The sequence below is a fragment of the Sphingobium sp. TomTYG74 genome (assembly GCF_055393875.1).
This window is the reverse complement of sequence record NZ_AP027341.1, coordinates 132388-154774: the sequence shown is the minus strand read 5'-3', so window position 1 is coordinate 154774 and position 22387 is coordinate 132388. Positions and strand designations below refer to the sequence as shown.

Genomic DNA, 22387 nt, shown 5'->3' with positions numbered 1-22387 from the left:
CACGAGCAATATCGGTAAGGAAACGCTCCAGTGCAAGGCATCGGGCCGTCAGCAACAATTTGTTACAATGCACGCGATAGTTGATTCCTGCGGTGAACCACCCCATGGCTCTCACCATGAGCGACCAGTTCACCCCTGCCGAACAGCATGCCGACGCGCCTATGCGTCTCTTCAACAGCCTGACCCGCACGGTCGAACCCTTCGCTCCGATCGATGGAAATCACGCCCGCGTCTATAGTTGCGGCCCGACGGTCTACAACTACGCCCATCTCGGCAATCTGCGCGCCTATGTGTTCACGGACACGCTGCGCCGCACGCTGCTGTGGAAGGGGCTGGCCGTCACTCACATCATCAACATCACCGATGTCGGACACCTGACCAGTGATGCCGATGCGGGCGATGACAAAATGGAGGCGGCCGCCCGCGCCCAGGCTAAAAGCATCTGGGACATTGCGGCCCACTATACGGATGCCTTCAAGCGGAACATCGCCGACCTCAACATCATGGCCCCCAGCGAATGGACCGTCGCGACCGACTATGTCCCGCAGATGATCGAGTTTGCGAAGAAGATCGCGCCAGCGCACTGCTACGAGATCGATACGGGTCTCTACTTTGATGTCTCTACCGTCCCCTTTTATATGAAGGACGCAGATAGCGGAGAATTCATAGCAGCCTTTAACGCAGCGGCCAGTGGTGCCGATTGGACGGAAGTGAAGGGCGCCGCCGAACACGCTGCTGCGCGCGCGCAATTGTCGAGTCGGATTGGCCCTGTTGAGGGCAAACGCCGTCCACAGGACTTCGCCATCTGGCGCAAGTCACCGCCGGGCGAACAGCGCCAGATGGAATGGGACAGCCCGTGGGGGAAGGGCGCGCCGGGATGGCACCTTGAATGTTCAGTCATGAGCGAAGCCCGCCTTGGTCATCCGTTCGACATTCACACCGGCGGCATCGACCATCGGGAAATCCACCATCCCAACGAGATCGCGCAGAATCAGGCTTATTGCGGCTGCACCGATGCGCAGCCCGGCTTCACCGGCGCGCGCTGGTGGATGCACAATAATTTCCTCGTTGATCGCCAGGGCAAGATGAGCAAGTCGAAAGGCGGCTTTACGACGCTTTTCTCGCTGATCGATGCGGGCGTGCATCCGCTCGCCTACCGATTGCTGTGTCTGGGTGCCCATTATCGCAGCGAACTGGAGTTCAGCGCGGAGAGCGTCGGCGCGGCCCTCACTCGCCTCAAGCGCCTGATCATGGCCGTGGAGGGGCTGAAAAGCCGTGCCGAAGGCGTAACCTGGCAGTCGCCCCGCCTCGATTACCTTCGCGCCAACCTTCACCCCAAGCTCGCGCCGCTGCTCGAACAGTTCGACGCCGCGATCAGCGACGACCTGATGACCCCGCGCGCGTTGCCGCTGCTCGAAGAGGCGATTGCCATCAAAAAGGTGCCGGTCGATGAGAAGCTGTGCCTGATCGCAGCGTTCGATCAGGCGTTGGGGCTCAACCTTCTTCAGCTGAGCCGCGCCGACCTTCGCATCATGCCCAAGGACGCGCAGATCACGCCCGAGGAGGTGGAGGCGGAACTCGACCGCCGCCAGAAAGCCCGTGCGGAGAAGGATTTCGCCCTCTCCGACCAGATCAGGGATGCGCTCATCGAACGGGGCGTCGATGTCATGGACGGTGACCCGCTGCGCTGGGAGTGGCGGCCAAGCCTAGGGTAAATGCCTTATTTGCCATAATGTTACGGGTTCGTAATAATGCGCCAGGCCGTGCTGCGCGCGCGCCTGCCCGGCTGGACAGGTCCATGCGGGAAGCGCACCATCGGCGCATGAAATGGCACATTCTGACGGCGCTTGTCCTGCTTGGGAGTCCGATGGCCACTCCGCCCGCCGCCGCCCAGCATTTCATGTTTGAGACCGGCACGACGCTACGCGCAAAATGCCGCAACAAGGCGCCGGAATATGCGCTGGCCTGCACCGCTTATATCGTCGGCGCGGTGGACGGCATCAAGAAGGACGTGTTCATCGGCCGCGCCCAGCCCAATTGCTGGCCTGACCGGATGCAGGCGGACGAAGTGCGGCGCATCGTCATCGCCTATCTTGAACGCTATCCCGATCAGCGCAACGCGCCCGCTTCGGTGATCGTCAGCATCGCGCTGAACGAGCGTTATCCCTGCGAAAAGTGACGCGGCGGAAATTGGTCCGCGCGGCGCGTGGCACATGCTTCGCCGTCCGCTGCACTTAAAATCCGCCTTCTCCGACCCACATGGCGCGCGGGGATGGTATAAACTTGCTTTGATTCCTACATCGGCGTAGGGGCGGCCACTATTTTTAGCATTGGGAGACACGACGTGACGGCGAAGTGGACGCCGGAAAGCTGGCGGGAGCATAAGGGCATTCAGATGCCCGTCTATCGTGACGCGCAGGCGCTGGCCGCCGTGGAGGGTCAGCTCAGCCAGTTTCCCCCGCTCGTCTTTGCTGGCGAAGCGCGCAACCTGAAGGCGGAACTGGCCAAGGTCACCCATGGCGAGGCGTTCCTGCTGCAGGGCGGCGACTGCGCCGAGAGCTTCGCGGAGTTCCATCCCAACAACATCCGCGACACGTTCCGGGTGCTGTTGCAGATGGCCGTGGTGCTGACCTTTGCGTCCAAGCTGCCGGTGGTGAAGGTCGGCCGCATGGCGGGCCAGTTCGCCAAGCCGCGCTCGGCCGATACCGAGACGATCGGTGGCGTGGAACTGCCCAGCTATCGCGGCGACAATGTCAACGACATCGCGTTCACGGCGGAGTCGCGCGAGCCCGATGCCCAGCGCATGGTGCGCGCCTATAACCAATCGGCGGCTACGTTGAACCTACTGCGCGCCTTCTCGACCGGCGGCTATGCCAGCCTGGATCGCGTGCATGGCTGGATGCTGGATTTCATGGGCCGCAGCCCGCTTGCGGCGAAGTTCGATGCTGTGGCCGACCAGATCGGCGCGGCGCTCGACTTCATGCGCGCCTGTGGTCTGTCCCCGGAAACCGTGCCGCAGCTTGGCGGAACCAGCTTCTATACCAGCCATGAAGCGCTGCTGCTTCCCTATGAGCAGGCGCTGACCCGGCAGGATTCGCTGACCGGCGACTGGTACGATACGTCCGCGCACATGCTGTGGATCGGCGACCGCACGCGCTTTGAAGGTTCGGCGCATGTCGAATATCTGCGCGGCATCGGCAATCCGATCGGCATGAAGTGCGGCCCGAGCCTGGAGCCCGACGCGCTGATCCGCCTGCTCGACATCCTGAACCCGTCGCGCGAGGCGGGCCGGATCACGCTCATCACGCGTTACGGTCATGACAAGATCGAGGCGGGGCTGCCCAAGCTGGTTCGCGCGGTGCTGCGCGAAGGCCATCCGGTGGTCTGGTCCTGCGACCCGATGCATGGCAACGTCATCAAGGCGGCGAATGGCTACAAGACGCGGCCCTTCGACCGCATCCTGGCCGAAGTGCGCGGCTTCTTCGCCGTGCATCGTGCCGAGGGCAGCTTCGGCGGCGGCATCCATGCCGAGATGACCGGGCAGAATGTGACGGAATGCACCGGCGGCGCCATCGCCATCACGGACGAGGGCCTGGCCGACCGCTATCACACCCATTGCGACCCGCGCCTCAATGCGGCGCAGAGCCTCGAACTGGCATTCCTGCTTGCGGAAATGCTGAACGAGGAACTGAAGGAACGCCGCGCGGCGGCTTGATCCTTTCAGTGGCTAAAGGAAGATCCCGCCGGTTGATTCTGGCGGGATTTTTCGTTCCGCGTCATAGTCTGTCACGACAGCGTCATTAACTTATGATTGTCCGCTTGCTTTGGCGGGTCAAAGCCGTAGCTTTCACCCCATGGCAAAGGAACCGGCATTGGCGACCATCGCGGTCTACAGCCTCAAAGGCGGGGTGGGTAAGACCACCTTCGCGATCAATCTCGCCTGGGCTTCGGCCTCCATATCCCGGCGGCGGACTTTGCTGTGGGACCTTGATCCGCAGGCTGCGGCCAGCTGGCTTATCTCCACTGACAAGCAGAGCCGCGACGCGGCGCAGGCGATCTTCAGCAAGGATGTGGAGGTGCGCAAGCTCATCCAGCCTTCGACCGTGCCCGGCCTCGACCTGATCGCCGCCGACACTTCGCTGCGCAGCCTGGACCACCTCTTTCGAGAGATGGACAAGAAGAAGCGGCTCGCAAAGCTGATTGAAAATCTGGGCAAGGATTATGATCGCATCATCCTGGATTGCCCGCCCGGCCTCACCGAAACCAGCGAGCAGGTGCTGCGTGCCGCCGACATGATCGTGATCCCGGTCATCCCCTCGCCCCTGTCGCAACGCGCGATGGGCGAAGTGGCGCGCTACCTGGTCCAGCGCGGCGGATCGCATCCACCGATCCTGCCGGTCTATTCCATGGTGGACCGGCGCCGCGCGCTTCACCGCAAGGCGCTGGACGAACAGCCCGGCTGGCCTGCCGTCCCTATGGCGAGCATGGTCGAACAGATGACGGTGCGGAGGAAGCCGCTCGGGGCATTCGCGGCATCGTCGCCGCCCGCGCAGGCTTTCGCGAGCCTATGGACGACGATCGAACGGCAGGTGCTGAAGGGAAACTAAAAACGAACCAAAAACGCTACTGAACCGCCGTTCGCCCTGAGCTTGTCGAAGGGCTCTATTTCACTGAAGAAAGTGAAAGGCTTCGACAAGCTCAGCCCGAACGGAGGTTAGAGCATGATCCGATCAGACTGGATCGGATCATGCTCTATTTGTCTTTTGTTTCCGCATTTTCCGAGCCAGCAGATGATGCCATCTGCTTCGAAAATGCTCTAGTTATCCTATTATGCCTCAGTGCGTTCCAGAGCGGACGCACCAATCAGGCCGCGATATCGTATGGCCTGATCTCACCCGTCAGATACAGGTTACGTGCCTTCGACCGGCTCAATTTGCCCGAACTCGTTCGCGGCAAGGTGCGCGGCGGCACCAGCTCCACGACGCAGTTCATGCCAGTGATCGCCCGCACCCGCTCGCGAATCTGGTCGCGCAGGCGTGTGCGCTCGTCATTGTCGGACGTGCGGCAATGCACCAGCACCGCAGGGGCTTCCTCGCCGCCCGGCGTGGTGATCGCGAAGGCCGCGATGTCGCCCTGCTTGAAGCCGGGTAGCTGCTCAACCGCCCATTCGATATCCTGCGGCCAGTGGTTCTTGCCGTTGATGATGATCATGTCCTTGGCGCGGCCGACTATGTAGAGATAGCCGTCGCTCAGATAGCCCATGTCGCCCGTGTCGAGCCAACCGTCCGCCATGCAGGCGTCGGTCGCTTCCTGATCCCGGAAATAGCCGACCATCAGCGACGGGCCGGTCGTCCACACCTTGCCGATCTGCCGTTCGCCCAGCGGAGCGCCATCCTCGTCACGGATTTCCACGATCATGTCGCGTGCGGGCTTGCCGCAGTTGACGATCGAGCGGAAACGCTGCGGGCGGCCCTCGGTGGCGTCGCCGCCGGACAGGTCGGTTTCCTCGACCAGCTCGACGATGATGCCTTCACCGGGTGGCATGATGGTGACGGCGAGCGTCGCTTCGGCAAGGCCGTAGCTTGGCAGGAACGCCTTGGGGCTGAACCCTGCGTCGGCGAAGGCATCGACGAAGCTCTGCATCACGTCGGGGCGGATCATGTCCGCGCCATTGCCCGCGAGCCGCCAGCGCGACAGGTCGAAGCGATCCTGCGCCTTGGTCTGGCTGGACATGCGGCGCGCGCAAATGTCGTAGCCGAAGGTCGGCGAATAGCTGATCGACGTGCCTTCATTACGGCTGATGAGGTCCAGCCACGCCAGCGGACGGCGGGCAAAATCCTCGGTCTTCATGTAATCGGTCGATACCTGGTTGGCGACGACCGACAGGAAGCAGCCGACCAGGCCCATGTCATGATACCAGGGCAGCCAGCTGATGCAGCGATCGCTGTCCTGCACCTGCATGCCATGGCTGTGCGCGGCGAGATTGCTCAGCAGCGCATGATGCGTCACCGCGACGCCATGGGGGAAGCGGGTCGAGCCGCTGCTATATTGCAGATAGGCGATTTCCTCGCCCTTCGCCTGCGGCAGGTTGCCAGGCACCACATCACGCGCGATGAAATCTTCGAAAGCGATGCTCTCGACATTCTTCTGGCGGCCGGATTCGCCCGCCATCTCTTCCAGTTCCTTGGGGAAGAGGAACAGCATCGGGTCGCAGCTGTCGAGCTGGACATTCAGCTGATCGATATAGCTTTCCTTGCCGCCAAAGCTGGTCGGCAGCGGGAGCGGCACCGGCCAAGCGCCCGCATAGATGATGCCGAAGAAGAGCTGTGCGAAATCCGCGCCCGTTTCGGCCACCAGTGCCACGCGATCCTGCGGCTTCACGCCATGGGCGATCAGGCGATGGGCGCAGGCGATGGCATCGGCGCGCAATTCTGAAAAAGGATAGGGCCGCGCCAGATTGCCGCGCGCATCATGGAAATTGAGCCCGCGCTGCCCCTGCGCCGCATAGTCGAGGGCTTCGCCCAGCGTCTCGAAATCGGAGAAGCGCCGGGGAAGGGCGTCAATCGTCGGCGTCGGTGCCATCATGCTTTGCGAACCCGTCATATTGGCGTCACCCAATTTAAATCTTGTCATCCGGGCGGGCCGCTATCATCTTTGAAGCGGTAATGCACCGGATAGTTGCATTCCAGCTTGGCCTTCTACAGCATCAGGCGCGGTAAAATTCCGGCCCCACTGTGGCATAATCAAGGCGCCCGTTGCATAAGCTGTTGCCATGAAGGCGCTGACATGACCGGCAAACGCCCCCGTCCGCCGCTCGACGGCGACAGCTTGCGCGATCTCGCCCTGCGATATGTCGGCCGTTTCGCGACGAGCCGGGCGAAGCTGCTCGCCTATCTCAGCCGCAAATTGCAGGAACGCGGATGGGATGGCGAAGGTCCGCCCGCGCCGGAACAGCTTGTCGAAAGGCTGGCCGAACTGCGCTATGTCGATGATCGCAGCTTCGCCGTCATGAAAAGCGCGGCGCTTACCCGTCGCGGCTATGGCGCACGACGCGTTGCGCAGACCCTGCGTGCCGATGGCATAGCTGACGCCGATCGGGAAGAAGCCGACGTTCAGGTGGATAATGACAGTTGGGCCGCCGCCGATCGTTTCGCGCGCCGCAAACGGATCGGCCCCTATGCGGTAGCGGCAACCGATCAAAAGCAGCGTGAAAAGGCCATCGCCGCTTTCCTGCGCGCAGGCCATAGTTTCGAAACGGCCCGCCGCTGGACGGATGCGGCTCCAGGCGAACCGCCGGAAAATGACCAATAGTGATGCCGGGTGAAATCTATGGCGCACTTCCTCAACTATGGGCTAGCACCGAAGAATGAGGATCGCCTTTTCCCTTCTCATCGTCCTTCTGGCTGGCTGTTCGCCTACTCAGCCCAAGGCGGAGAAAACGACCAGCCCTACAAACCAGCAGACCAATCTGCTCCCCCTTGAAATCCGTACGGACGCAGGCAGGCACCGCTTTGCGGTGGAAACCGCCATCACCGCAAAGGAGCAGGAACGGGGCCTGATGTTCCGTAAGTCCCTGGATGCGAATGGCGGCATGCTCTTTCCCATGTCGCCGCCCCGCACCGCCAGTTTCTGGATGAAGGACACGCTGATCCCGCTGGACATGATCTTCATCCGCACCGACGGGGTGATCGCCTTCATCGCCGCCAATGCCGCACCCTATTCACGCGTGCCGGTTTCTGCTGGCGTTCCCGTGGCGGCGGTCCTTGAACTGCGCGGCGGGCGAGCGGCGGAACTGGGCATAGCGGAAGGCGACCGCGTATCCTGGGGAAGTTGCGTCGACCCCGCGGTCAAAAGCCCCGCGGACCTCGATTTCTGCCCACCGCGCACCCGCTGACGCCATATCCGCCTTGCCAATCCCCCACGGCAGGCGCTAAGCGCTTGGCGCATGGGAATCCTGGCCAAGATCTTCACCTGGTGGAATGGCGCGACCATCGGCACCGCACTTTATACCTCCCGCAAGGGCAAGAAAGTGGGCGAGGACCATCAGGGCAATATCTATTATGAAGGCGGCGCCGACGTGCATGGCCGCACCCGCCGCTGGGTGATCTACAACGGCAATAACGACGCCAGCCGTGTGCCCGCCGAATGGCATGGGTGGCTGCATCACACGATTGAAGGAACGCCGGAAAGCTTCCTCCCCCCGCCCCGTATCTGGGAACGGGACTTCACGCCCAACGCGACCGGCACCCCCAATGCCTACCGGCCCACGGGTGCGCTGGAAAAGGGTGCGCAGCGCCAGCGCGCGACCGGCGATTATGAAGCGTGGAGCCCCGACGCATCATGACCCTGCGTCCGGCGGGGGTGGTCCCGTCGATCCTGTCCCTCGCCCTGATGCTGTCGCTTGCGGCCTGTGGCGGCGATGAACTTCCCACTGCCAACCAGACCGGCCCGGTGAAGATCGCGGGGCAGAAGATTCGCAACGGCGATTCTTCGGCTCTGCCCGGTACGTCCATGGCCGAACGCGTTGCGGTGATCGGCCTGCTCAACAAGCGTAACGGCATCACCACCGACCTCACGATGAAGCCCGGCGACGCGCTGCGCGTAGGCGATGCGATCGTCCGCCTCCAGGCCTGCGAGACGACCGCCCCCTGGGAAAATGTGAAGGAAACCGGCGCCTTCGTTCAACTCGACGTGCGCAGCACCGCCGACAATAAATGGCGGCGCAACTTCTCCGGCTGGCTGTTCAAGGAACGGCCCGACCGCAATGTCGTCCAGCACCCGATTTACGACGTGTGGGTCAGAAGCTGCACGATGTCTTGGCCCGAAAGCGGCCCCGACACGGTGAAGCTTGGTAGCAAGGGCGAGCCACCCGCCGAAGCCTCGCCCGCCAGCGGCGCAAACGCCAGCTCGGCCCAGCCCCCCGAACCCCCGGCCAGTGCCGAAGAACGGCCTGCGCCTAGCGGGATGTCCCCCAGCGCGCCTGCCAGCAATCCCAGATAATCTTTCTGGCTGATTTCTATCGCGCCCAATGACCGAAGATGTTCGGTCATGAATTGGCAGTCGAGCAAGGTGAAGCCCGAAAAGAGCATGCGGGCAGTGAGCCAGGCCAGAGCGACTTTTGACGCATCGGGCCTTCGTGAGACCATGCTTTCGCCGAAAAAAGCCTGCCCCAGCGCGACCCCATAGAGCCCGCCCGCCAGCTCATCGCCATCCCAAACCTCGATCGAATGCGCAAAGCCGATCTCGTGCAGATGGCGGTATGTTTGCTCGATCTCCCTGTTGATCCAGGTCGATGGCCGATCCTCCGCAGCCTGCGCGCAGAGGGAAACAATGCCGCCAAAATCGCGGTTGGCGGTTACCCGAAACCGTTCCTGGCGGATCGTCTTGGCCAGCGAATGGGACATGTGAAAGCCATGGAGCGGCATGATGGCTCGCCGCTTGGGCTCGATCCAGTAAACCTCCTCCGCATGCCGGTCATCGGACATGGGAAATACGCCGATGGAATAGGCCTGCAAAAGGACCAGGGGATCGATCGTCATCAGTGAAAGACTTAGCGGGAGCCGCGACCCTGCGCCAGAGAAGCTTGATGGTTGGCGGATATTGAACCACATCCCGTCATCGCTCACAGCCACGGAAGCCGGGTCTCAAGGCGATCGTCGCTTGCGCCCCTTCACCGAAAAGTAGCCGAAGGATGAGATATGCTGGACGAGCCGCAGTCCGCCATGCATTCTGATGGAAGCGGTAAAGGCATTTCAGAAACGGCCATGTACAGACCACTCATCTTTCGGGAAGATCGTTTGGATCAATTGCACGGCACGATCCGCTCTCACCCGCTGGCCACCCTCGTGACCTACGTGGCGGGCGGACTTACCGCCAATTTCATCCCGTTCACGCTGGCCAATGAAAATGGTCGCGACATCCTGCGTGCACATATGGCTCGGGCGAATGGGCAAATAGCGGACCTCCTGACCAGTGCCGAGGCATTGGTCATTTTCCAAGGTCCGCAAGCCTATATCACCCCATCCTGGTACGCGACAAAGAAGGAACATGAGAAGGTAGTTCCGACTTGGAACTATATTGTTGTTCAGGTCCGTGGAAATCCTCGCATCGTCGAAGATGCCAATTGGCTGCGCGCACAGATTGATGCTCTGACCACGCTGCAAGAGGCCAATCGTTCAGCGCCATGGTCCGTCAATGACGCCCCGGCGGACTACATCGACGCGCTCCTGAAAAACATAGTCGGCTTTGAAATACCGATCGAGCGGATCGAAGGAAAATGGAAAGTCAGTCAGAATCAGCCCGCCATTAACAGGGCGGGCGTCGTCGCCGGATTGAGAGAGATCGATCCTGCTTTGCCTATGGCCACTATAATCGATCAGCAGGAATAAAGCGCGAAGTCCCCGCGCGCCGTGCCGTCAATGATCGAAAACCGTCACGCCTTTGTCCGACTCCATTCGGTAGTGCGACAGCCGCGTTTCAAGAGAGCCGACATGTATTTCTAGTTTGTGCCCGTCGGGATCGAGAAAGTAAGTGGATGCGCCTTCGCTACTATCGCTTTTCCAGATGATGCACTCTGCGGCTAGGCGTTCGCTCAAGCTGCTATAGTCTGCCTCGAGAACAGTGAAAGCCAGGTGCGTGTAGTCAGAGCGCGGCGACGTTCTCGCCTTGTCGTCCCAGGATAGGCACAGCCAAAGCGTCCCAGCTCCAAGATAAGCGCCATCGCTCCACGCTGCCCGGACGTGACAGCCAAGGACATCGCGATAAAATGCCAATGAGCGTTCAACGTTTGCGACTGCCAAGGTCACATGGTTTAGCCCAGTTATGCCCTTTTCCAACTTCGTGCTCCTTCGAAGACGGACCCGTGCCTCAACCCTCACGAATAAACCGCAACACCCCCGCCATCCGCGCCCGGCCCTCATTGTCGCTCGGATGATTTTCCCCGTCCAACACCGGCACCTCGACTAAGTCGAAGGGACTGGCCCCATCTAGGCATGCCACATTCACCCCATATTCGTTTGCATTGGAGCGGCGCTGGTGGTGCGTGTAGATGCCGCACCGCGAACAGAAGAAATGCTCCGCTGCTCCCGTATTGAAGCGGTAGCTCGTCAGCATATCGGCGCCCCGAACGACATGAAGCCCGTCCAACTTCGCCGTAACAGCTACGGCGCCCCGCATCCGGCAAAATGAGCAGGTGCATCGGCGGGCGCTGTCGAGGCCATTGCTCAGCTCAACCTCGAACCGGACGGCGCCGCAATGACACTGGCCGCCATGTCTGCTTGCATCCGCCATCGCCTGACTTCCCTCGACTTGAACTGAACCATAAACAAAAGGGCGAGCTTTGCAGCCCGCCCTCTTACCTATCCCACTGGACGGCGCGCCTTAATAAACGCGCGCCTTGGGCTTGATATACTCGGCCTCATCGGTGAGCGTGTAATCGTGCACCGGACGGTAATCGAGCGACACCTTGCCGCCCTTGCCGCCCCAGCCCTCGAACCAGCTGACGGTGTGCTTCATCCACGTCTCGTCATCGCGGTTCGGGAAGTCCTCATGCGCATGGGCGCCGCGGCTTTCCTTGCGGTTTTCCGCGCTGACCATGGTGCAGACCGCCTGGGACATCAGGTTGTCCAGCTCCAGCGTCTCGATGAGGTCGGTGTTCCAGATCAGCGAGCGATCGGACACGCCGACATCCTGCATGCTGGCATTGACCTGCGCCATCTTGGTGACGCCTTCGGCCAGCAGCGCGCTGTCGCGGAACACGGCCGCATGCTTCTGCATGGTGTGCTGCATTTCCAGACGAATCTTCGCCGTCGGCGAGCCGCCCTTGGCGTTGCGATAGTGATCCAGACGCGACAGCGCCAGATCGGCCGCATCGGTCGGCAGCGGACGATGCGAGCCATTGGGCTTGATCGTTTCCTTGAGGTGCAAGCCCGTCGCGCGGCCGAAAACGACAAGGTCGATCAGCGAGTTCGAGCCAAGGCGATTCGCGCCATGGACCGACACGCAAGCCGCTTCGCCGACCGCGTAGAGGCCCGGCACCACGACTTCCGGATCGTCGCCGACCTTCGTCACCACCTGCCCATGATAGTTACAGGGGATGCCGCCCATATTGTAGTGGACGGTCGGCGTCACCGGCAGCGGCTGACGGGTCAGATCGACGCCCGCGAAGATCTTGCCGCTCTCGGTGATGCCCGGCAGACGCTCGGCCAGCACCTTGGGATCGATATGGTCGAGGTGCAGGAAGATATGATCCTTGTTCGGACCCACGCCGCGCCCTTCGCGCATTTCCATCGCCATCGAGCGCGACACGACGTCACGCGACGCCAGGTCCTTCGCCGACGGAGCATAGCGCTCCATGAAGCGCTCGCCTTCGGAGTTGGTGAGGTAGCCGCCCTCGCCGCGCGCGCCCTCGGTGATCAGCACGCCCGCGCCGTAAATGCCGGTCGGGTGGAATTGCACGAACTCCAGATCCTGAAGCGGCAGGCCCGCGCGCAGCACCATGCCGCCGCCGTCGCCGGTGCAGCTATGCGCCGAAGTGGCGGAGAAGTAAGCGCGGCCGTAACCACCGGTCGCCAGCACCACCGCCTTGCTGCGGAAGCGATGGATCGATCCATCTTCCATGCAGATGGCGATGACGCCGCGGCATTCCTTGCCGTTCGGGCCGTCTTCCATGATCAGGTCGATGGCGAAATATTCGATGTAGAAGTCCGCGTCATACTTCAGGCTCTGCTGATACAGAGCGTGCAGCATGGCATGGCCGGTACGGTCGGCGGCGGCGCAGGTGCGCTGCACCGGCGGGCCTGCGCCCATATTCTGCATGTGGCCGCCGAAGGGACGCTGATAGATCGTCCCATTCTCGTTGCGGCTGAACGGCACGCCGGCATGTTCCAGCTCGATCACGGCGGCAGGCGCTTCACGCACCATATATTCGATCGCGTCCTGATCGCCCAGCCAGTCCGACCCCTTGACGGTGTCGTACATATGCCAGGTCCAGTGGTCGGGCGAGTTGTTGCCGAGCGACGCCGCAATGCCACCCTGCGCCGCCACGGTGTGCGAGCGAGTCGGAAACAGCTTGGTGATGCACGCGGTCTTCAGGCCCGCTTCCGCGCTGCCCATGGTCGCGCGCAGGCCCGAACCGCCAGCACCCACGACGACCGTGTCGTAGGTGTGGTCGATGATCTTATAGGCTTCGCTCATTACTTGACGATCCCCGTGAAGGCGATCTTGGCGATCGCGAAGATGCCAGCGGCAGCGCCGCCCAAGGCATAGAAGTTCAGCAGTAGCATGGACAGGAACGCCAGACCCTTGTCATGGACATAATCCTCCAGCATCACCTGCATGCCAAGGCGCAGGTGCCAGAAGATGCTGACGACCATCAGCATCAGCGGCACGGCGACCAGCGGATTGGCGATCCAGTTGTGGACGCTCTGATAATCGAGCCCCGGCAGCGCGATCAGGCTGAACAGCAGCCACAGCACCAGCAGCAGGTTGCCGATCGCGGTATAACGCTGCGCCAGCCAGTGATGCGCGCCATGACGGGCCGAGCCCAGGCCACGAACGCGGCCGATTCCGGTTCCGGTTCCCATCAGAATTTCCCCGTGCAGATAGCGCCCCAGAAGGCGATGGTGAGCAGCGTCGAGATGACGAAGGTCAGCACGGACCAGGTCCTGTTGTTCTTCAGCTCATAGCCCGCGCCCATGTCGAGCACGAAGTGGCGCAGGCCCGACGTCAGATGCTGAAAGAAGAACCAGCTGAGGCCCGCCATCACCAGATAGCCGATCGGCGAGGTCGCGCACGCCACGAACGTTGCATAGGCTTCCGGTCCCGACGCAGCGGCCATCAGCCACCAGACCAGACCCAAGGCGCCCGCAGTCGCCAGGCCATTGCCCGTCACGCGGTGCATGATGGAAACGGCCATCGCTGGCCCCCATTTCCAGATCGTCAAATGCGGCGAGAGCGGCCGGCTCGTGGTTCGCGCCATATCTACCTACGTCCCTGATGCTTGTCCCTGATTCCCGTCCCCTTAAGAGCGATCGGTCAAGAGGGCAAGCCGCGCCGAAAGAGCGGCCGGGCGATCACGGCTAAGAACTGATTAACCAGATCGCGCTATGACCCGACGGACAAACAAGAGAATTGAGGTTTGCCGCATATGACGTCCGTCGCACCAGCGAAGAGCGCAATGATCGCCAGCATGGCGGAAATAGATCCCACCGGCGAATTGGCGGCAGGGCTTCGCGAGATTCGTGACCTGATAGGCGACGGCGCGTCGGTCGTGGCCCGCATTTTCTTCGACAGCTATATGGACCAGTCGCATCTGCGCAGCGTCCTGGCCGCCTCCACGATCGCCAAGATCGAAACCGAGGCCCATGAATATGTGCGGCAGAAACTCAGCTTCTATGAGGCTGGCAGTTGGGCGGGCAGTTGCATTGCCTGCGTTCGTCTCGCACGCAAGCGCGACCTGCCGCTGGGCGTTGTGCTGACGGCGGTTTCAGAAGCCAACAAGCAGTTGATCGGCCTCGTGTGGCAAAAAGCGGCGGACGACGCCACCCGCCAGCGCCTTGTGAACGTCATCGCCATGGTCAGCATGGTCGATGCCAGCATGATGACCAACGCCTTCGCGGGTGACGAGGCAGAAGCGCAGCGCAACGAACGCCAGCGCATCGGCACCCTGTTCGAACAGCGGATCATGGGCGAGATCGACGGCGCCTCCCAGCTCGGCGAATCGCTGCGTGAACAGGCGAAGGATGCCTCCGCCGCCACACGCGGCATGTTGGGCAAGGCTTCGGAAGTCGCCGCTGCCGCTGAACAATCGGCAATCGCGATGCGTGAGGCAGCCCGCACCTCTGCCGGGCTCATCCGCGCAATCGAGGATGCCCGCACGGAAGTCGAAAGCGCCGCAGACGTCGCTCAGCGCGCCGCCCGACAGTCGGGCGATGCGGTGACCATGTCGGCAACTCTGACCGAGCATGCGAAATCGATCGAGTCGATCCTCGGCCTGATCCGCGACATTGCGGGCCAAACCAACCTGCTCGCCCTCAACGCCACCATCGAAGCGGCGCGCGCAGGCGACGCGGGACGCGGCTTTGCTGTCGTTGCGCAGGAAGTGAAGAGCCTCGCTAACCAGACGGCTCGTGCGACCGATGAGATTGCCGGCAAGATCGCGGACATTCAGGCTTCGACGCGGCAGTCGGTGGAAACCAATGAAAGAATCCGCGATACGGTTGGGGAAGTGCAATCGAGCGCCGATCGCATCCGTCATGCCATGGACGCTCAGGCCCAGACGGTCACCATGATCACCGCAGCAGTCGATGAGACTGCCCTTGCAGCCGACTCCATGTCGAGCACCATTTCCGCCATCCGTCAGGATACGGAAGTTGTCGCGTCCGAAATCGACCAGTTGGAACGCGGCTTCATGAGTGTCGAGGGCAAGCTGGCCAGCCTGCGTGCGGCATCCTCCGATTTTGGACGGCAGGTGGCCTGAGTTCGGGGACAAGGCAGCCGGAGGGCGATTGATGTCCTCGCGACTTCCCCTTCCCGCTTCAAGCTTCTAAAGGGCGCGGCATGACTGATGCCGCGCCCTCTTCCGTCCAAAGCTGGAAAGTGACCCTGCCCTGCACCCGCGTTGAAGCGGAGGCTTTGGACGGCGACATCGCGGCCTTCGCGCTCATGGACAAGCCTCCGGTGCTGATGACCAGCGAAGCGACGCCGGACGATGAAAATGCGTGGCAGCTTGATGCCTATTTCGAAGGCGAGCCCAGCCCCGCCGCGATCAAGCTGCTCCGTACCCTGATCCCCAGCGCCAGCGGCACCAAGCCGCTGATCGAACAATTGCCCGATGAGGATTGGGTAACCCTGAGCCAGCAAGGACTGGAGCCAGTCACGGCCGGACGCTTCCACATCCGCAATCTTGCCAGCGATGCGGAGCAGCCGGGCCACGTCAATTTCCTGATCGAGGCGAGCCGCGCCTTTGGCACCGGCCAGCATGAAACGACCGCAGGCTGCCTTCTGATGCTGGACCGCATGCGGCAGGTTGGCATGCGCTTTGGCAATGTGGCGGATATTGGCACGGGCACGGGATTGCTCGCCTTCGCAGCGCTCCATTTGTGGCCCCACGCCTATGCCACCGCTTCCGACATCGACCCGATCGCCGTGGACATCAGTGCGGAAAATGCCGCAGCCAACGATATCGCGGTCGGCAAGGGTCAAGGCCAACTGGCGCTGTATGTCGCGGCGGGCGTTGATCACCCCGCAATTGCAACCCGCGCGCCCTATGATCTGCTGATCGCGAACATACTCGCTTGCCCGTTGATCGAACTCGCCCCCTCGCTTTGCGCGCTCGTGGAGGAAGGCGGCACGATCCTGCTCGCCGGATTGCTGAAGGAACAGGCAGAGGGCGTCCTGTCAGCCTATCGGGCTCAGGGCATGCGGCTGGCCGAGCGCATGGATAATGGCGACTGGCCGACGCTGCGGCTGCGCAAGCGTCCCCGTATCGGCTGGAAACGCCCAACCCGGCTGGATAGGCAAGCGCGCGGCGAGGCGCCGGGGTTCGGCAGCCTCTAAAGCCATCCCTTGCCCGGTGATCCAGCTGACTAGGGCGCCAAGAATCCATTTCAAGACGTGATGCAACATTGCCACAGTCCGTTGTGCAATGCGGTATGTCGTTGTTTGTGATGCTTTACTCTTCACGCTCAGGCTCCCTAAAGCGCGCTCAGACAACATCCGGTACCCCAGAGAAGGAGCCCCCCATGAAAAAACTGATCGCTTCGGCGTTACTGCTTGCCAGCGTTTCCGCACCCGCCTTCGCTCAGGATGCCGTGCCCTTTTCCGGTCCCTATGTCGGCGCAGTCGTCGGTATGGATCATGTCGATTTCGACTCTGTCAACCATGACAGCGGCCTGCTGTATGGCGGCGTGATCGGCTATGACATCAACGTCAACGGCGCCGTGTTCGGCATTGAAGGCGAATATGCCGATTCCGACGTCAAGGAAGGCATCGTCCGCACTGACCGTGACCTCTACGCTGGCGTCCGCATCGGCGGCGAAGTGGTGCCGAACGTCCTCGCCTATGCCAAGGGCGGCTACACCAATACCCGCCTGGAAGACACGCTGGACAACAGCATCAAGCTGGACGGCTACCGTCTGGGCGCCGGTCTGGAAACGACGGTCCAGGGCTTCATCGTTCGCGCGGAATATCGCTATTCGCGTTACGAGCAGATCGGCGGCGTGAACCCTGAGCGTCACCAGGGCGCGCTGATCCTCGGCTACCGTTTCTAAGACACGGCTATAGCAGAAAAAGAAGGGCGTCCCTCATAAGGGGCGCCCTTTTCTTATGCCCTCGAGATTGGCAGGCACGGCAACGCTTGCCACGCACTACCAGCGGCCTAATGTCGCCTTGCCATTCTCATCCGCGAGGCAAGCCCATGACCATCACTCGCCGCGCCACGGTTCATGAAGGCCCTGGTGGAACCTTCGAGAGCATGGCCGTCTTCGACATAGCCGCAGGCGTAACCCGGCCCGGCATCCTGCTTTTCCCCAATGCATTGGGAACCAAGGAAGCGGACTTCGCCTACGCTCAAAAGGTCGTGGAACTGGGGTACACGGTCTTCGTCGCGGACATCTATGGTCAGGGCAAGCGAGCCAGCCGCGATGATCCCGACATGGCGCGCTACATGAACGAGGTGAATGCCGACCGCGGCCTGCTGCGTGACCGGCTCAATGCGGCTCATTCCGTCCTCAAATCACTTCCCGAAGCGGACGCGAGCCGGACGGCCGCGATCGGCTTCTGCTTCGGCGGCAAATGCGTGCTCGATCTGGCGCGCAGCGGCGCCGACATCGCGGGCGGCGTCAGCTTCCATGGAATTTATGACGCGCCACCTTTTCCCAACGCCGCCATCAGGGCGAAGCTGTTGGTGTGCCACGGTTGGGACGATCCCTTGGCTCCCCCAGCGGCTACGGTGGCCTTGGCCGACGAACTGACGAAAGCGGGATGCGATTGGCAAATCCATGCCTATGGCGATACCGGACACGCATTCACCGATCAGGCGGTGAACATGCCGGACAAGGGCCTCGCCTATAGCCCCGACGCGGACCACCGCAGCTTCCGGTCGATGAGGGACTTTCTCGCCGATCTTTTTGGCTAACGGAGCCGCGCGTCAGGAAAGCTCAGAGTTCTCCGATCATCTCAGCCAGCACCGCAAGGCAGTCCTTGGCAAGCTGCTTCGATCGTGCCGGGGACCAGCCAAATTCAGGATCGGGCAAATCGTCATTGTCCTTGAACGGCATTTCCAGCGTCATCGCGACCGCGCCGAAACGCTGGGCGACCTGATTGGTGGACATGGTCAGGTTGCCCTTCCCCGGCGCCGATGAAGGGTATCCGCGCGCCGTCTGGAAATCAGGCGTGCGGGCCGCGAGCGTATCCCGAAAACGATTGTAAAGGGCAAGTTGCCGCTCGGTCAGGGAGGGGATGCCTTCGAACCCCGCCAGGAACACTGCGGCGATGGCTTCATCGCCATGCACGTCCATCGCAAAGTCAACTCCTGTCCGGTCCATCTCCTGCCGGACAAGGAAGACCTCTGGGCTGCGCTCCATAGATGGTTCGTGCCATTCACGGTTGAGGTTCACGCCTGCCGCATTGGTGCGCAGATGCCCTCGGCGGCTGCCGTCGGGGTTCATGTTGGGCACGATGTGAAATGTCGCCTTGGCCCGGAGGAGCCTACCGACCGCATCCTCCTCATCGCAGAGCCGCTCCAGTGCGCCTTCCATCCACCACTGCGCCATCGTCTCGCCGGGATGCTGGCGAGCATAGAGCCAAACCTGCTTTGGTCCGTCGCCCAGCGTCAGAAGGTCGAGCGGCTGCTTGTCCAGCGTCAGGCCCAATTCCCGATGCTCAACCCCGGGCTGGCAGCCTGCCCAGGCGATCAGGTCGTGGTGCCGCTCCATCGAATAGGGCGCGAAATAGGCGACCCACAGCGCATTGCGATCCGGCGAAAGGCTGATGGTGAGGACGCCATCAGCATAGCTGGTATCCGCCTGCGTCCAAACTTCCCGATCCTCGCTGATCCGCGCCTTATAGCCCGGCCAACCGTCCGGATAGGCGGATGTCCCGCCATTGACGATCGCCAGTTCCACTTCGCGCCCCGCAACGCCCGCGATGCGGAAGTGGAACCATTGGTAGAAGTCGCTTTGCCTGTCCTTGACGATCTCCAGCTCGGCCCGGACCCTGTCGCCAGTATCGATGATGGAAAGAACGCGAATATTGCCGCTGTCGAAGGCATTGCTGATCGAGATGGTCATTTCACGGTTATAGTGCGCCCCGATTCCCCCGGATAGCCCCCGATCAACGCACTGGCGAGCTTTTGCGCGGCGATACCGGGCTGAGCGGCTGGAGTACCCTCGCGCGCCTGGCTGAGCGCCCGGCCTTCCCAGATCGTCGTCGAATCGGATCGCCTGCGGATCTGCACCTGCAACTCCGTCGTCACCATATCCTTCGGCCGCCCCGAGAGGTTGATGCCGATGCCCACGCCCAGCCCTGAATAACCGCCGCTGCCGACTGCTCCGCCAACGCCTACACTCACGGGCCTACCATCATTGCCGTAGCCGGTCGGACGGAAAGATCGGCGGAAGCCGACCGATGCGACATAGTCGCTGCGCGCTCCGGCAGGTGCGGCGCTGAAACCCACACGCTGCAACTCCTGCTCGACAGCAGCGGCATAGGTCCGGAATTCCAGCCCTGCATCGGGATTCGCAGCCATTTCTTCCACCGCCAACGTTCCGCTTTGTGCCGGATTTCCGACATGGAAGCGGGTTACCTCGACGGGCGGCACCGCCGTCGCGCATCCGGCGAGTGACAGGGCAAGAAATGAGGGAAGGAGTATCTGCTTGATCATGCTAATCTCCGACAAAGATGCGGCAGTCCATAGACGATGCCGAACCGGCTATCCCTTCAACTCTTGAAGCCATGTCTTTGCTGCATATGGCATGAACGGGGCAAAAGTACGGCCAGCCGCCCTTGACTTTCAGCCGCCCCACCCATAGGGGCTGCGCTTCGATTTTCCGATCACGCAAGATTCTTAGAAGGCTGACTTCCATGAAGATCCGCAACTCGCTCAAGTCGCTCAAGGGCCGTCACCGGGATAACCGCGTGATCCGCCGTCGCGGCCGCACCTATGTTATCAACAAGACCAATCGCCGCTTCAAGGCCCGCCAGGGCTAATTGAGCGAGCCGATCTCCGCCGTCATATTCGACGTCGGACAGGTTCTGTACCATTGGGAGCCCCGGCTCCTCTACGAGCGCCTGATCGATGATGATCGGGCGCTCGACGCGTTTCTGCGTGATGTCGTGTCGATGGAGTGGCATTGCCAGCACGACATGGGCCGCCCCTTCGCGGAAACCAGCGCCGAACTGATTGATCGCCACCCGGAACATGAAGCGCTGATTCGGATATGGGGCGATCGCTTCATCGATAGCGTCCAGCCTGCCGTTGCAGGCATGGCGCAATTGGTCGGCGAATTACGTGGGCGGGGCGTCGCTCTCTATGGCCTCACCAATTTCAGCGCGGAATTCTGGAAACCCTTTCACGCGCGGGAAGCGGATTTCTTCGCTAACTTTCGCGACATTCTGGTGTCTGGCGCCGAAGGGTTGGTGAAGCCCGACCCTGCCATCTACCGCCTGGCGCTCGGCCGCTTTGGCCTGCGCGCCGAGGAAACATTCTTCATCGATGATCGGGAAGAAAATGTCGCGGCGGCGGAAGCGCTGGGCATTCGCAGCCACCTCTTCCGGGACGCAGAGACCTTGCGCCGCGATCTTGCAGCGCAAGGCCTGCTGGATCTTAATCCCGCCCTGTAAGCTCATCACCGCGAATGGCGGTGACATGCAGCACGTTTGTCGACCCCGGAGTGCCGAAGGGGACGCCTGCCAGCACAACGATCTTGCTGCCCTTCTGCGTCATATTGTGCCGCAGCGCCATGCGCCGCGCCTTGCCGACCATTTCCTCGAACGTGTCGATATCCTTGGTGCGCACTGCATGCACGCCCCAGGTCAGGCCCAGCTTCCGGGCGGTGTCGAGCCGGGGGGTGAGCGCCAGGATCGGCGTCAGCGGCCGCTCGCGCGCCACACGGCGAACCGTGCTGCCTGACGAGGTGAAGCAGGTGATTGCGCTCGCCCCAACGACAGAGACGATGCCCGCCGCCCCTTCCGCCAGCGCGTCGGCGGTGGTCGCGTCGGGCTTGGTTTCGGTGAAATGGAGCCGGGCGAAATAGCCGGGATCACGCTCTACGCTGTGTGCGATGCTGTCCATCATCGCGACCGCCTCCTCGGGCCAGTCGCCCGCCGCCGTTTCCGCCGACAACATGATCGCGTCGGCGCCATCATAGACGGCAGTGGCGACGTCCGACACTTCGGCGCGGGTGGGCGTCGGTGCCTTGATCATCGATTCGAGCATCTGCGTCGCGACCACCACCGGGCGCCCCATGCGCCGCGCCGTCGCGACAATCTGTTTCTGAAGCGGCGGCACCGCCTGGGGCGGCAGTTCGACGCCCAGGTCGCCGCGCGCGACCATCACGCCGTCGGCCAGCTCCAATATCTCCTCCAGCCGCTGGACTGCGGCGGGCTTCTCGATCTTCGCCATCAGCGCGCCATGGCCGCCCATCAGCTTGCGCGCTTCTGCAAGGTCCTCCGGACGCTGCACGAAGCTGAGCGCAATCCAGTCGCAACCCTGCTCGACCGCAAAGCTCAGGTCGCGCCGGTCCTTCTCCGTCAGGGCGGGAACGGGAACGACCACATCGGGCACGTTTACGCCCTTGCGGTTCGAAAGGGTGCCGCCGACCTCGACCACCGTCTCGATCCGGTCATCGGACACATTCTTCACGCGCAGCACCAGCTTGCCATCGTCGAGCAAAAGCCGGGTTTCAGGCACCAACGCCGCGTAAATTTCCGGGTGCGGCAAGTTCACCCGCCGTGCGTCGCCCGGCGTTTCGTCGCGGTCGAGTATGAAGGATGCACCCACCTCCAGAACGGCAAGGCCGCTCTTGAACGTACCGACGCGCAGCTTGGGTCCTTGCAAGTCGCCCAATATGGTCGTCGGCCGCCCGAATTCCTTTTCCAGCGCCCGGATGATCGCGATGCGCGCCGCATGATCCTCATGCGCTCCATGGCTCATGTTGATGCGGAAAGCGTCCGCCCCGGCGATAAAAAGCGCGCGGATCACTTCCGGCGTGTCGCTCGCGGGGCCAAGGGTCGCCAAAATCCGGACCTTGCGCGAACGGGGCGGCAGTTTCGTCATTCTCAAAAAGCTCCTGGCCGTCATGGTCGCGCCCTGGCTTGCCAGAGCGCCGTTTTCGATTATCCCTACTGCACGACAGGATGATGTAGATCAGCGAAAGGATCGCCTTGG

Annotated in this window: 24 protein-coding genes and 1 pseudogene; 15 read left to right on the top strand and 10 right to left on the bottom strand. The window is 62.2% G+C overall.

The features are described from left to right. Positions 1–116: 116 nt before the first annotated feature. The 4 genes from ACZ5TB_RS00815 (at position 117) to ACZ5TB_RS00800 (ending at position 4607) form a co-directional block, all read left to right on the top strand. Complete coding sequence (locus ACZ5TB_RS00815) at positions 117–1715, top strand: cysteine--tRNA ligase (protein ID WP_464778960.1); 1599 nt, start codon at positions 117–119, stop codon at positions 1713–1715. Positions 1716–1867: 152 nt separating this feature from the next. Further along, entirely contained in the window at positions 1868–2179 is a 312-nt protein-coding gene (locus ACZ5TB_RS00810; RefSeq protein WP_464778959.1) for a Rap1a/Tai family immunity protein, read from the top strand. A 165-nt stretch (positions 2180–2344) separates the two neighbouring features. Continuing rightward, positions 2345–3715 (top strand): class II 3-deoxy-7-phosphoheptulonate synthase, encoded by a 1371-nt coding sequence (locus ACZ5TB_RS00805; RefSeq protein ID WP_464791653.1) that lies wholly within the window; start codon positions 2345–2347, stop codon positions 3713–3715. Between the two features lie 139 nt (positions 3716–3854). Then, complete coding sequence (locus tag ACZ5TB_RS00800; protein WP_464778957.1) at positions 3855–4607, top strand: ParA family protein; 753 nt, start codon at positions 3855–3857, stop codon at positions 4605–4607. 256 nt (positions 4608–4863) lie between these two features. Here ACZ5TB_RS00800 and ACZ5TB_RS00795 read toward each other — a convergent pair whose 3' ends face one another. Beyond that, complete coding sequence (locus tag ACZ5TB_RS00795) at positions 4864–6585, bottom strand: fatty acyl-AMP ligase (RefSeq protein WP_464792452.1); 1722 nt, start codon at positions 6583–6585, stop codon at positions 4864–4866. A 201-nt stretch (positions 6586–6786) separates the two neighbouring features. Between ACZ5TB_RS00795 and ACZ5TB_RS00790 the strand changes: the two genes are divergently transcribed. From ACZ5TB_RS00790 to ACZ5TB_RS00775, 4 genes and pseudogenes are all read left to right on the top strand, one after another. Beyond that, complete coding sequence (locus tag ACZ5TB_RS00790; protein WP_464791652.1) at positions 6787–7311, top strand: regulatory protein RecX; 525 nt, start codon at positions 6787–6789, stop codon at positions 7309–7311. Positions 7312–7366: 55 nt separating this feature from the next. Beyond that, a complete protein-coding gene (locus tag ACZ5TB_RS00785) occupies positions 7367–7894 on the top strand; it encodes a DUF192 domain-containing protein (RefSeq protein WP_464791651.1) in 528 nt (175 codons plus the stop codon). 51 nt (positions 7895–7945) lie between these two features. Next, on the top strand, positions 7946–8344 hold the full coding sequence (locus ACZ5TB_RS00780; protein WP_464791650.1) for an NADH:ubiquinone oxidoreductase subunit NDUFA12: 399 nt from the start codon (positions 7946–7948) through the stop codon (positions 8342–8344). Beyond that, positions 8341–8748: pseudogene (locus ACZ5TB_RS00775) on the top strand (DUF2155 domain-containing protein); the annotation flags it as partial. The gene ACZ5TB_RS00780 and the pseudogene ACZ5TB_RS00775, both read left to right, overlap by 4 nt. A gap of 35 nt (positions 8749–8783) precedes the next feature. On the opposite strand, the gene aat reads toward ACZ5TB_RS00775, so the two are convergent. Then, positions 8784–9539 (bottom strand): leucyl/phenylalanyl-tRNA--protein transferase, encoded by a 756-nt coding sequence (gene aat, locus ACZ5TB_RS00770; protein WP_464791649.1) that lies wholly within the window; start codon positions 9537–9539, stop codon positions 8784–8786. Positions 9540–9698: 159 nt separating this feature from the next. Between aat and ACZ5TB_RS00765 the strand changes: the two genes are divergently transcribed. Further along, a complete protein-coding gene (locus tag ACZ5TB_RS00765; RefSeq protein WP_464791648.1) occupies positions 9699–10388 on the top strand; it encodes an FMN-binding negative transcriptional regulator in 690 nt (229 codons plus the stop codon). 27 nt (positions 10389–10415) lie between these two features. Here ACZ5TB_RS00765 and ACZ5TB_RS00760 read toward each other — a convergent pair whose 3' ends face one another. The 5 genes from ACZ5TB_RS00760 to sdhC form a co-directional block, all read right to left on the bottom strand. Continuing rightward, the gene (locus tag ACZ5TB_RS00760; RefSeq protein ID WP_464792451.1) at positions 10416–10823 is read right to left on the bottom strand and encodes a VOC family protein; all 408 of its coding nucleotides are present in this window, start codon (positions 10821–10823) and stop codon (positions 10416–10418) included. A 43-nt stretch (positions 10824–10866) separates the two neighbouring features. Continuing rightward, on the bottom strand, positions 10867–11289 hold the full coding sequence (locus ACZ5TB_RS00755) for a GFA family protein (RefSeq protein ID WP_464791647.1): 423 nt from the start codon (positions 11287–11289) through the stop codon (positions 10867–10869). Between the two features lie 90 nt (positions 11290–11379). Beyond that, positions 11380–13194: a succinate dehydrogenase flavoprotein subunit gene (gene sdhA, locus ACZ5TB_RS00750; protein ID WP_464791646.1), complete on the bottom strand. Its 1815-nt coding sequence runs from the start codon at positions 13192–13194 to the stop codon at positions 11380–11382. Next, positions 13194–13583, bottom strand: coding sequence for a succinate dehydrogenase, hydrophobic membrane anchor protein (gene sdhD / locus ACZ5TB_RS00745; protein WP_464791645.1), 390 nt, complete (start codon positions 13581–13583; stop codon positions 13194–13196). The genes sdhA and sdhD overlap by 1 nt, the downstream gene beginning before the upstream one ends. Further along, positions 13583–13978: a succinate dehydrogenase, cytochrome b556 subunit gene (sdhC, locus tag ACZ5TB_RS00740; protein WP_464791644.1), complete on the bottom strand. Its 396-nt coding sequence runs from the start codon at positions 13976–13978 to the stop codon at positions 13583–13585. The genes sdhD and sdhC overlap by 1 nt, the downstream gene beginning before the upstream one ends. Before the next feature lie 168 nt (positions 13979–14146). Here sdhC and ACZ5TB_RS00735 point away from each other — a divergent pair, with 168 nt between their 5' ends. The 4 genes from ACZ5TB_RS00735 (at position 14147) to ACZ5TB_RS00720 (ending at position 18136) form a co-directional block, all read left to right on the top strand. Next, positions 14147–15478, top strand: coding sequence for a methyl-accepting chemotaxis protein (locus ACZ5TB_RS00735; RefSeq protein ID WP_464778947.1), 1332 nt, complete (start codon positions 14147–14149; stop codon positions 15476–15478). A gap of 80 nt (positions 15479–15558) precedes the next feature. After that, the gene (locus ACZ5TB_RS00730; protein WP_464791643.1) at positions 15559–16557 is read left to right on the top strand and encodes a 50S ribosomal protein L11 methyltransferase; all 999 of its coding nucleotides are present in this window, start codon (positions 15559–15561) and stop codon (positions 16555–16557) included. 185 nt (positions 16558–16742) lie between these two features. After that, positions 16743–17270 carry a porin family protein gene (locus ACZ5TB_RS00725; RefSeq protein ID WP_464791642.1) on the top strand — a complete coding sequence of 176 codons (528 nt, stop codon included), beginning with the start codon at positions 16743–16745 and terminating at the stop codon, positions 17268–17270. A gap of 146 nt (positions 17271–17416) precedes the next feature. Further along, a complete protein-coding gene (locus ACZ5TB_RS00720) occupies positions 17417–18136 on the top strand; it encodes a dienelactone hydrolase family protein (RefSeq protein ID WP_464791641.1) in 720 nt (239 codons plus the stop codon). Between the two features lie 22 nt (positions 18137–18158). On the opposite strand, the gene ACZ5TB_RS00715 is transcribed toward ACZ5TB_RS00720, so the two are convergent. Both ACZ5TB_RS00715 and ACZ5TB_RS00710 read right to left on the bottom strand, forming a co-directional pair. Further along, entirely contained in the window at positions 18159–19289 is a 1131-nt protein-coding gene (locus ACZ5TB_RS00715; protein ID WP_464791640.1) for a M14 family metallopeptidase, read from the bottom strand. Next, on the bottom strand, positions 19286–19882 hold the full coding sequence (locus ACZ5TB_RS00710; RefSeq protein WP_464791639.1) for a DUF4136 domain-containing protein: 597 nt from the start codon (positions 19880–19882) through the stop codon (positions 19286–19288). Before ACZ5TB_RS00710 ends, ACZ5TB_RS00715 begins: the two co-directional genes overlap by 4 nt. 200 nt (positions 19883–20082) lie before the next feature. On the opposite strand from ACZ5TB_RS00710, the gene ykgO reads away from it, so the two are divergent. Then, positions 20083–20208, top strand: a complete 126-nt coding sequence (ykgO, locus tag ACZ5TB_RS00705; RefSeq protein WP_004210176.1) for a type B 50S ribosomal protein L36 — start codon at positions 20083–20085, stop codon at positions 20206–20208. Then, entirely contained in the window at positions 20209–20841 is a 633-nt protein-coding gene (locus tag ACZ5TB_RS00700; RefSeq protein ID WP_464791638.1) for an HAD family hydrolase, read from the top strand. On the opposite strand, the gene pyk is transcribed toward ACZ5TB_RS00700, so the two are convergent. Then, positions 20825–22276 (bottom strand): pyruvate kinase, encoded by a 1452-nt coding sequence (gene pyk, locus ACZ5TB_RS00695; RefSeq protein WP_464791637.1) that lies wholly within the window; start codon positions 22274–22276, stop codon positions 20825–20827. The genes ACZ5TB_RS00700 and pyk overlap by 17 nt on opposite strands. Between the last annotated feature and the right edge of the window lie 111 nt (positions 22277–22387).

Coding starts and splice junctions, on each gene's coding strand:
- ACZ5TB_RS00815 (WP_464778960.1), top strand. CDS start 117: ATGAGCGACCAGTTCACCCCTGCCGAACAGCATGCCGACGCGCCTATG.
- ACZ5TB_RS00810 (WP_464778959.1), top strand. CDS start 1,868: ATGGCCACTCCGCCCGCCGCCGCCCAGCATTTCATGTTTGAGACCGGC.
- ACZ5TB_RS00800 (WP_464778957.1), top strand. CDS start 3,855: ATGGCAAAGGAACCGGCATTGGCGACCATCGCGGTCTACAGCCTCAAA.
- ACZ5TB_RS00795 (WP_464792452.1), bottom strand. CDS start 6,585: ATGATGGCACCGACGCCGACGATTGACGCCCTTCCCCGGCGCTTCTCC.
- ACZ5TB_RS00790 (WP_464791652.1), top strand. CDS start 6,787: ATGACCGGCAAACGCCCCCGTCCGCCGCTCGACGGCGACAGCTTGCGC.
- ACZ5TB_RS00785 (WP_464791651.1), top strand. CDS start 7,367: ATGAGGATCGCCTTTTCCCTTCTCATCGTCCTTCTGGCTGGCTGTTCG.
- ACZ5TB_RS00780 (WP_464791650.1), top strand. CDS start 7,946: ATGGGAATCCTGGCCAAGATCTTCACCTGGTGGAATGGCGCGACCATC.
- aat (WP_464791649.1), bottom strand. CDS start 9,539: ATGACGATCGATCCCCTGGTCCTTTTGCAGGCCTATTCCATCGGCGTA.
- ACZ5TB_RS00765 (WP_464791648.1), top strand. CDS start 9,699: ATGCTGGACGAGCCGCAGTCCGCCATGCATTCTGATGGAAGCGGTAAA.
- ACZ5TB_RS00755 (WP_464791647.1), bottom strand. CDS start 11,289: ATGGCGGATGCAAGCAGACATGGCGGCCAGTGTCATTGCGGCGCCGTC.
- sdhA (WP_464791646.1), bottom strand. CDS start 13,194: ATGAGCGAAGCCTATAAGATCATCGACCACACCTACGACACGGTCGTC.
- sdhD (WP_464791645.1), bottom strand. CDS start 13,583: ATGGGAACCGGAACCGGAATCGGCCGCGTTCGTGGCCTGGGCTCGGCC.
- sdhC (WP_464791644.1), bottom strand. CDS start 13,978: ATGGCGCGAACCACGAGCCGGCCGCTCTCGCCGCATTTGACGATCTGG.
- ACZ5TB_RS00735 (WP_464778947.1), top strand. CDS start 14,147: ATGACGTCCGTCGCACCAGCGAAGAGCGCAATGATCGCCAGCATGGCG.
- ACZ5TB_RS00730 (WP_464791643.1), top strand. CDS start 15,559: ATGACTGATGCCGCGCCCTCTTCCGTCCAAAGCTGGAAAGTGACCCTG.
- ACZ5TB_RS00725 (WP_464791642.1), top strand. CDS start 16,743: ATGAAAAAACTGATCGCTTCGGCGTTACTGCTTGCCAGCGTTTCCGCA.
- ACZ5TB_RS00720 (WP_464791641.1), top strand. CDS start 17,417: ATGACCATCACTCGCCGCGCCACGGTTCATGAAGGCCCTGGTGGAACC.
- ACZ5TB_RS00715 (WP_464791640.1), bottom strand. CDS start 19,289: ATGACCATCTCGATCAGCAATGCCTTCGACAGCGGCAATATTCGCGTT.
- ACZ5TB_RS00710 (WP_464791639.1), bottom strand. CDS start 19,882: ATGATCAAGCAGATACTCCTTCCCTCATTTCTTGCCCTGTCACTCGCC.
- ykgO (WP_004210176.1), top strand. CDS start 20,083: ATGAAGATCCGCAACTCGCTCAAGTCGCTCAAGGGCCGTCACCGGGAT.
- pyk (WP_464791637.1), bottom strand. CDS start 22,276: ATGACGAAACTGCCGCCCCGTTCGCGCAAGGTCCGGATTTTGGCGACC.